Annotated in this window: 12 protein-coding genes; all 12 read left to right on the top strand. The window is 30.4% G+C overall.

Annotated features, from left to right (window positions below; genetic code table 11):
- Positions 1 to 457 precede the first annotated feature (457 nt).
- The gene (locus ACFQ1R_RS12975) at positions 458 to 802 is read left to right on the top strand and encodes a hypothetical protein (RefSeq protein ID WP_379926682.1); all 345 of its coding nucleotides are present in this window, start codon (positions 458 to 460) and stop codon (positions 800 to 802) included.
- A gap of 134 nt (positions 803 to 936) precedes the next feature.
- Positions 937 to 1,542, top strand: a complete 606-nt coding sequence (locus ACFQ1R_RS12980; RefSeq protein WP_379926683.1) for a hypothetical protein — start codon at positions 937 to 939, stop codon at positions 1,540 to 1,542.
- Between the two features lie 145 nt (positions 1,543 to 1,687).
- A complete protein-coding gene (locus ACFQ1R_RS12985; protein ID WP_379926684.1) occupies positions 1,688 to 2,059 on the top strand; it encodes a hypothetical protein in 372 nt (123 codons plus the stop codon).
- Between the two features lie 11 nt (positions 2,060 to 2,070).
- On the top strand, positions 2,071 to 2,337 hold the full coding sequence (locus ACFQ1R_RS12990) for a hypothetical protein (protein WP_379926685.1): 267 nt from the start codon (positions 2,071 to 2,073) through the stop codon (positions 2,335 to 2,337).
- Between the two features lie 180 nt (positions 2,338 to 2,517).
- Entirely contained in the window at positions 2,518 to 2,937 is a 420-nt protein-coding gene (locus tag ACFQ1R_RS12995) for a hypothetical protein (RefSeq protein ID WP_379926686.1), read from the top strand.
- Between the two features lie 622 nt (positions 2,938 to 3,559).
- Positions 3,560 to 4,168, top strand: coding sequence for a hypothetical protein (locus ACFQ1R_RS13000; protein WP_379926687.1), 609 nt, complete (start codon positions 3,560 to 3,562; stop codon positions 4,166 to 4,168).
- A 148-nt stretch (positions 4,169 to 4,316) separates the two neighbouring features.
- Positions 4,317 to 4,982 carry a hypothetical protein gene (locus ACFQ1R_RS13005; RefSeq protein WP_379926688.1) on the top strand — a complete coding sequence of 222 codons (666 nt, stop codon included), beginning with the start codon at positions 4,317 to 4,319 and terminating at the stop codon, positions 4,980 to 4,982.
- 161 nt (positions 4,983 to 5,143) lie between these two features.
- Positions 5,144 to 5,584, top strand: coding sequence for a hypothetical protein (locus tag ACFQ1R_RS13010; protein WP_379926690.1), 441 nt, complete (start codon positions 5,144 to 5,146; stop codon positions 5,582 to 5,584).
- 146 nt (positions 5,585 to 5,730) lie between these two features.
- Positions 5,731 to 6,264 carry a hypothetical protein gene (locus ACFQ1R_RS13015; RefSeq protein WP_379926692.1) on the top strand — a complete coding sequence of 178 codons (534 nt, stop codon included), beginning with the start codon at positions 5,731 to 5,733 and terminating at the stop codon, positions 6,262 to 6,264.
- A 173-nt stretch (positions 6,265 to 6,437) separates the two neighbouring features.
- Entirely contained in the window at positions 6,438 to 7,028 is a 591-nt protein-coding gene (locus ACFQ1R_RS13020) for a porin family protein (protein WP_379926694.1), read from the top strand.
- A gap of 176 nt (positions 7,029 to 7,204) precedes the next feature.
- Entirely contained in the window at positions 7,205 to 8,113 is a 909-nt protein-coding gene (locus tag ACFQ1R_RS13025) for a hypothetical protein (RefSeq protein ID WP_379926696.1), read from the top strand.
- A 158-nt stretch (positions 8,114 to 8,271) separates the two neighbouring features.
- A complete protein-coding gene (locus ACFQ1R_RS13030; protein ID WP_379926698.1) occupies positions 8,272 to 8,748 on the top strand; it encodes a hypothetical protein in 477 nt (158 codons plus the stop codon).
- The last annotated feature ends 242 nt before the right edge of the window (positions 8,749 to 8,990 follow it).

The following is an 8,990-nucleotide window of genomic DNA, read 5'->3' on the forward strand; positions in this document are numbered from 1 at the left end:
ACATGTATAGTTCATTGCTTCTGAAATTCCTACTCGGAATTTCCTCGCAAATGTACTATCTTGGTTTCTTAATCTGAAAATCCTCGCGGATTTTCACGCAACGAAACCATACACAAAACCGTTACCCAACATTTGACCAAACATTGAACATTACACTTCGAAATATAAATTGGACTAAAAAAAGTGGAATCCTAATTATTGGAATTTGCTTAATTGGACTTTTTATCAAATACGCAGTTGAACCTTTTAGAGGGAGTTGGATTTACAATTATGGAAATTGGCTATTCCTAATTTTGTTTTATGGTGGAATTTTATGGTCTTTGATAAACACAATACTTTTGATTTCTAAACATAAATCTGACTTGAAAAATAATCTGATTTGGATTTTATTAAGTGCAATTCCATTTATATATATCGGAATAATGATGACTATCGCAATGACTAAAACCATTGAATAATGTTCTGGAATAAAAAGAAAAAACGGATTGAAAAAATTGAACTGACCGAAAAGGGATTTCAAGTCAATTACGATGAAGAAATTACTCAATTCCAATGGTCAGAGATTGAAAAACTGACTGGATTTAAAGTTGACCGAATTACAACAGATGATATTTGTTTAAAAATTGAGTCTGGTAATAAAATATCTTTTGCGACAGAGGAATTCGAAGGTTGGCGGATTTTTATGACCGAATTGCTCAATAAATTTCCCGAAATAGATAAAAATTGGGAAAGCATTATAGCAATTCCAGCATTTGAAAGAAAAGAAACTGAATTGTATAACAGAAATAAAAACGTTGGGTAACACCGTGTAAAAAACATTGCTTATTTTAGTTCAACCGTTTGGTCGTTGCTTTGTTTGCTAGCTTCTGATTTTCCTTCGGAAAATCCTCGCACTCAAACACGCAACGTTCCTTACACATAAACGTTGCCCACAATATGAAAAAACTGCTTCAAATATTATTTATAGTTCAATTTATTCTTATTTCTTGCAAGAAAAAAAGTGAGAAAAAAGCCGATAAGAAAGAAGTTATAATTGAAAAATCATTCACTAAAGAAGAAAATAAAATTATTGAAAATAAACCGAAAGTTGACACTACCGAAATCAGAAAATATGCGGAGGCTATTCTCAATAATGAAATTTATCCATCAGACAATGACCAGACATTTGAATGCATAAAACAAATGTTTACGAAAGACAAAAATGATTTGGAATTTTATTTTAAAGTATTCAGAGTAATTGTGGAGAAATCTGACGGAGCTTTATCCGAAGCAATTGGACTTGAAATTATGAATTTTTTAAAATTTAATCCTGACTTTTTTATTGAGCAATATTCGGAATTTAAACTTGACGAAAAACAAAAATTTATAGGATTTATGGCTTACGAGTTTTATTTTACTGAACCAGAGCATAATGCTGAAATAAATCAATATTTCTCTGAGGTAAATCTGAATTTGGAACAAAGTACAGAACCGAAAAGAAAATATTTAAATTCAATTAAGGAATTGACAAAAATTGAAACGGAAAAAATTATAAACGAATAAAATACTGTGGGCAACAACATATATAATTTATTGCTAGTTCTAGCCTACTTACGAAAATCCTCGCGGATTTTCTAGTCGGTTTTTATTTACTAAATTCAGTGCTTGAAAAACGCAACAAATCATATATAAAAACGTTGCCCACAATATGAAAAAACTGCTTGCATTTATTTTGATTCTAACTTTAAGCGCTTGTACTTTCTACAAAAAAGACGGAATAGAAATGAAAATCAAAAATGACTCAAGCGAACCGATAACAAATGTGGAATTTACAACGACTGAAAAACTGGAAATAATAAAAATTGACCGAATTGAACCGAATGAAAGCGTTACGGAATTTTTATCGATGCGTAAAAACAAATCTGACGGAGCTTACTCTCTGACTTTTACTCGTGCAAGTGGAAAAAAGGAAATTAGTGGTGGAGGATATTACACGAATGGAGGTTCACTTGACCATTGGGTTGACTTTATCGTAGAAAATGACACAACAATTGTAAAATTTGATGCTCCAATTTATTGAGAATTAACCAAGTGAAAAAGTGGACAATTTTAAGAGCTTATTTTCTTATTTATTTAGCTTGTTGCATAGTTTACACAATTGCTAAATGGAAAACTTTAGCATATGAAGAAGGTTGGGGAGTTGTCTATATGGTTGGATTAATTGTAATCGGACTTTTTGGATTGTTAATTGACTTTATACTGACTTTAATAATCAAGAATAAGAAAATACTCAACGGAATTGGAATTGTAATAGCAATGGGATTTTCAATAATGTTGTATATGGAATTAAAACAATAACGGAAGAAAAAATACTGTGGGCAACAATGGCTATAAGTAATTGCTTGTTCTCGCCTATTTTGGAAATTCCTGCGGAATTTCCAACTTGGTTTGTACTTGCAAAGTTAAGTGCTAAACCACGCAACTACTCATAGCCCAAAGCGTTGGCAACCATTACCAATCACACTCAATTATTGAATTATGAATGCACATGATACTGAAAGACTTTTAAAAATTAGAGTTTCAGCAAACGACAAAGAATACGCATGGGTTAAAAACGTAGTTTCCGTTTCTGCTATATTATTAGGTATTTTAATATCATTAAAAGACGAAACAAAAATACATTCTGAAATTGAATCTAAACTATTTATAATTACAATCATACTCTTCGGACTTTGTATCCTTTGTGGATTAATCTTTTTATATGCTGATTCTGACACCGAACATCGTCTTGTGAAGACGGTAATAGAAAAAGAATATGAGTTGGGCGGAACAAGCGGATTAAAAGCAACATTTGTGGAAAGAAGAACCATTTTCTATATTTTAAGAATCTGTTTCTTTGTTTCTCTAATTTGTTCTGTTCTAAGCTTAGTTGCATATGCAATTTACCCTGAATTTTGATTTTAACCATATGTATGATTTTAAAATTAATAAAAAACGGTTGCCAACACAGTATATAAAAAATTGCTAGTTTTAGCTAAACCAATGTTAGTTGCTCGTTTGCTAGCTTCTGATTTTCCTTCGGAAAATCCTCGCACACAAACACGCAACTTTCCATATACCAAACGTTATGTAGCAGTAAAAACCCAGAAAAAAGCAAACGTAAATTTTGCGGAAATTAAGCGGAATATTACTAGATTTTTGAACTGTATAAAAAAACAAAGCTTGCGGAATTATAAAAATAGCGGAATTTCTAAAAATTTAAGCTAGTAAAAATTAATAGAACGGAATTCTAAAAACGGAAACGGAAAACCAAAAATTGCGGAGAAAGAAAAATATCAAAAACTAAAAAAAAAGGACATTTAAATCTTTGTCTAAATTCAAAACCGCTACATAACATGGTATAAATTTAATTGCTTGTAGTTACTTAATCGGAAAAATCCTGCGGATTTTTCCTTTGGCTTGTGTTTTTTTGCTATTTTAGTACCTAATCCACGCAACTAAAAATTATACAAAACGTTAGCTTTAATTTCGCAACAGAATGAAAAACATACTTTATCTGATTTTAATCCTTTTTACAAATTTGACTTTTAGTCAGAATTTTGAAGGACAAGTTACTTACAAAACAACGATGGAAAACCCAAATCCGGAAATGTTTACTGATAGTGTATTTAAAGAAAGAATATTAAAACCGGTTTTTGGAGAACAAGGATTTATGCTTCAAAAGTATTTCTACAAAGGGAATAGATTTATGTCAGAAACATCAACTGGATTAGAAAATGGATTTGAATTATACTCGCCTGAAAAAAAGAAAATCTATGCTTGGAGAGAAGACTCAAAAGAAGCAGTTGTTAGAAAAACTAACGAACATCCTGAAATGGACGCATTTATAGAGTTTATTGAAACAGAAGAAATAGATTCTATCTTAAATATTCCTTGCAAAAAAATTCTATTAAAGTCTAAAATGGGAACAGCTGAATTATGGTATAATAGCGAATATTTAAAAGTCAATCCAATAGATTATTCGGAATTCAAATTAGACCATAAAAATTTAATTTTTCAAAAATATGGTTGTTTACCATTTCGAATTAGAATGGGAAAGTTGAATATAGAAGTAATTGATTTTGAAAGTATGGAAATAGCGAACGAAAAGTTTGAATTACCTGAATTTGAATCGGAAATTGAACAATAAAAACTAAAGCTAACACCGTGTATAAAAAATTGCTAGTTTTATACTAAACCAATGTTAGTTGCTTTGCTTGCTAGCTTCTGATTTTCCTTCGGAAAATCCTCGCACACAAGCACGCAACTTTCCATACACATAAACGTTGGCATTAATTATGAAAAACAACATCGGAATTATAATTCTTCTTTTTTGTTTTGGACTTAATGGCCAAAATAAAATTATGGAATATCCAACTGAACCAAATGGAGAAAAAAGTTATACCTACAACTATTTCAAAAAAATCCTAATCGACTTGTCTGTGGACTCACTTGAAATCTCAAAAAATGAATTTCATTTTAGATTCATAACACCTAGACATATTCTCGAGATTTGGAAAACCAAAGACCTTAAACCAAAAGGAAAAATAATAAGCTTTGTAGAAAAACAACCTGATTCTATGAATTTGGAATACCATAATAATGAAATAAAGAAAAAATACTATAAACTAGAAAGCAACTTAAAACAAAAAAGAACAATTCATATTTATAAAAAACTCACTGAACTACAATTAGATAAAATTCCTTCATCTACAATGCCAATTGGCGAAAGTAAAAAGAATTTAATATTGCTAGAGTTTTCGAATAAAACTGATTACAAATTCAAGGAGTTTTGGGTATCTAACGAAAAGACGAAACAAAATGAATTTGATAAAAAAATCATTGGATTTGACAAACTAATGACTTCAACTATGAATTATGAACAATTGTATAATGATTTAGTTGACTCTTTACCAAATGGATGCTTTAATATGGCGAATGGATTTGTAAAATGTATAAAATAACTAATGCCAACACCGTGTATAATTAATGGCTGGTTTTCGCCTACTTACGAAAATCCTCGCGGATTTTCTATTCGGTTTTTATTTGCTAAATTAGGTGCTTAAACACGCCACTAATCATACACAAACACGTTGTACACAATGTCGCCAACTCAAAACACAAAATGAAAACTAAGGAAAAACCGATAGGTAAATTCATCAATGAATTGGAACTTCCCGAAAATGTTAAGAAAGGAATAAAAATCTTAACTTGGGTAATACCAATCATTATTTTTTCATTAGTCATTTATACGGGATTTTTAGAAAGTGCTGATAAAAAAAGAGAAAGAGATATTAAGTCAACATTAGAATATAATTTTAAAGGTAAAGTAAAAGAAAAATATATTAGCTGGAATCATAATACACCGACTACAAAACTATACGATGGAAAAGAGATTGGTTCAGATTATGGATTATATAATTTAGTACAAATAAATGATTCTATATCAAAAGAAAAAGGAGTACTATACGTCAAGATATATAGAAAAGAAAGCGACACGTCAAATTATTTATATTTTGACAAAGAATACTTTAATATATTGGACAGAAAAAATAAAATAGATTAAACACTGTGTACAACACCGTATAAAAAAAATTGCTAGTTTTAGCTAAACCAATGTGAGTTGCTTTGCTTGCTTGCATCTGATTTTCCTTCGGAAAATCCTCGCACACAAGCACGCAACTTTCCTTATACATAAACGTTGGCTGTAATATGAAAAAAATCGCGATTATAATATTAACATTGAGTTTCAACCTTGGATTTGGGCAAGTTGAAATTCCTTTTTTTGAACAAATCGCATTTGATTTTTACAAAGACAGTTTATTGACAAAGTTCCCTATCGAAAAACGAATAAAAATTCCGAAATACACGACTGACTTTCACTTCTCTTCTTATAAATTTCAAGTTAACGAATGTCTGACTGGAAAATTATTGACAGAGGGAAAGGAATTAGAAATTTTCGGAATTTATGCTCTTGAACAAATGGATTTTGATTCCCCAACTCACGTTATGAATTATGACAACTTGGATAAAAAGCAGTTTCGGATTAAAAAATCTAAAAGTAGTAGCGGTATGAATTTAAGAATTTCTCAACCCTATCATAAGAAAGATGATTTTGAGAATTTTTATGTAATTGTATCGGAAAATTATAAAAGAAAAAGCACGACTTATTATTTATTAATTGACAAAAATGGAAATGTAAATAATTGGTGCAGGAAAGAATCGGAATTGATAATAATATATTAGCGGATGGAAAAAATACTACAGCCAACAATGTATAACCGCAATTACGGCGGATTCGACTACGTCCGAATCCACTCGGAATTGCGAGCGTCAGTTCTTAATCGAAAAACAGTAACTTAAAACCCGTAACTGACGGTTATACGAGACCGTTGTAAACAATTAAAAAACCACATAGTATGAAAAAAAGCATCCTGATTTCTTTAATATTTTTTCCTATATTTTTATTCTCACAAGCTGAATATGGAGTAATTGGAGGTATAAATAATTCCCGACTGACTGACGGTTTCTTAAAGGACTTTGAAACGGAAAACTCTTTTGGAGGACTACATCTAGGTGCTTTTATGGAATTAAATCTATCCGATAAAATATCTTTTTACCCAAAAATTCTTTTTTCTCAACAAGGAGACAGAAAGAAAACAGAAACCCAATATAGATTTAATGCGCCAACTCAAATAGATTATAAATTGACCTATATTAATATCCCATTAAATATTAAATTCTTCTCAAAACCTTATCTATTTGTTGGTCCACAAATTGGGTTATTGATTAATACTAAAAAAGAAAATATGGATTTGGGAGATATTGATAGTTTTGACTACGGCATTAATCTTGGAATAGGTTATGAATTTAATAACTTTTCGCTTGAAACTAATATTTATCAAGGAAACAACACTCTTATAAATGTATACGATTCCGCTTTACCTAATCCTGTAAAAAGAAAGCTTACTAATGCTGTTATTCAAATTAGTTTAAAATATAAAATATAAAAACTGTTTACAACACCGTATAAAAAAAATTGCTAGTTTTAGCTAAACCAATGTCAGTTGCTCGTTTGCTTGCTTCTGATTTTCCTTCGGAAAATCCTCGCACACAAACACGCAACTTTCCTTATACATAAACGTTGTGAGCAATACAAACAAACACCAATTTTCAATAACAAACTATGGGAAAAGAAGAAAATAAGAAAGAAATTAATTGGTTCGTCCGAATCGCTTTAATCCTTTTAGCTGGACTAATATTTACAATGGTAATTTTTAAGTTCTTCTATAATGAACCCATTTCAGACATTTCTGCTGGACTGATTATTCTAATCGCCTTTCTGCTGATTTTAGCTCTTTCAGAATCTTTTGACAATTTTTCAATTGGAAAAGTAATCTCACTATCCCGTGAAATAAAAAAGAAAGAAGAAAAAATAACACAGGTCGAAACGGAAAAAAAGGAGCTTCTAAACCAAATAATAAGTCTAACTAATAATGTAAGTCAAAGACAAAGTAACACTAATATTTACGGTCTTCCTTCTGATTTTTCAAAGCATTTTGGTGTCCACAAAGCAAGTGAAGAAGAAAAAGAAGAAAATGAAGAAGAAATCGAGGAAATCCAGACCAATGTTACTGCACGAAAAAGACTTGATTACAGAAAAATTGAAGAATATGCTTTAGATAGGTATGTTGACGAAAATGATGTTGACATTTCAAAAATGTTTAAAGAAGTTAAACTAAAAGAGTTTGACGGAATTGACCCAATTAGTGATTCTAGTCCAATTTATGATGGTTATATAAAAGAAGTTGATAAAGAAATATTCTTGGAAATTAGACCTGGTAACTTTATTTCACCAATGTTTACGGATAGACTTTATAAAATGTTAAGTAAAATTCATCATTATCGTCAATTAAGGAAAACAAATGCAATTCTGATTTTAGTTATTGTAGAAATTCCAAACGAGCAGAATGAAAGGCATATTAGATATTTAAATAGAATTTGGGAGGATTTCTCACCTGCTTTGAACACAGGTTTATTGAAAATTAAAAGAATGAGGATAGACGAAAAACAGGCTGATGAATTCTATAAATAAGATAAAAGTACTGCTCACAACACCGTGTATAATTAATGGCTAGTCCTCGCCTACTTACGAAAATCCTCGCGGATTTTCTATTTGGTTTGTATTTGCTAAATTAGGTACTTAAACACGCCACTAATCATACACAATCACGTTGCCATTAATTTGAAAAAATGAACAAACCGATAATAAATATACTTCTGACTTTATTAATTTTTAGTTGCACAGATATTAATCAAACGGAAAATAAAATTGCGCAAATTGAAAACTTGCGTGCGGAAAATGATAGTCTGAAAAAAATTGTAGCGGAAATAAAAAATAAATATGTTTTTGACAGTATAACAGTAAGAGACATTCCTTCCTATAAAAACTCTTATGAACTGAATTCAAATATTAGTGGAGAAATTGTTTTTGTTGGTTACAATAATGATATTCAATATACGAGTGTAATAATTATTGACAGTATTTCTTATAATCCAAAGAAACTTTATAATCCCGACACACTTACTTTAAAAAATGGCGGATTTCATTACGAAAAGAAATTGGATACTGAAAGGATTTACTGGAAAGCTCAAATCCAAACAAAACATCAGTACGGAAAAAAATATGGCGGAATTTTAACAAATGCTGCCCAAGTGAAAAAAAACTAATGGCAACACCGCATATAAAAAATTGCTATTTTTAGCTTAACCAATGTGAGTTGCTTTGCTTGCTTGCATCTGATTTTCCTTCGGAAAATCCTCGCACACAAGCACGCAACTTTCCATATACATAAACGTTGTGTTTAATTAAAAACCACCTACACATGAGTAAAGACGAGAAGCATTAGCAATTTAAAAATATAAAAATAGAGAGAGGTCGCCAGTAGATAAAGATTTCTATTTAGTGTTAT

Source organism: Mariniflexile jejuense (assembly GCF_042675665.1).
GTDB lineage: Bacteria > Bacteroidota > Bacteroidia > Flavobacteriales > Flavobacteriaceae > Mariniflexile > Mariniflexile jejuense.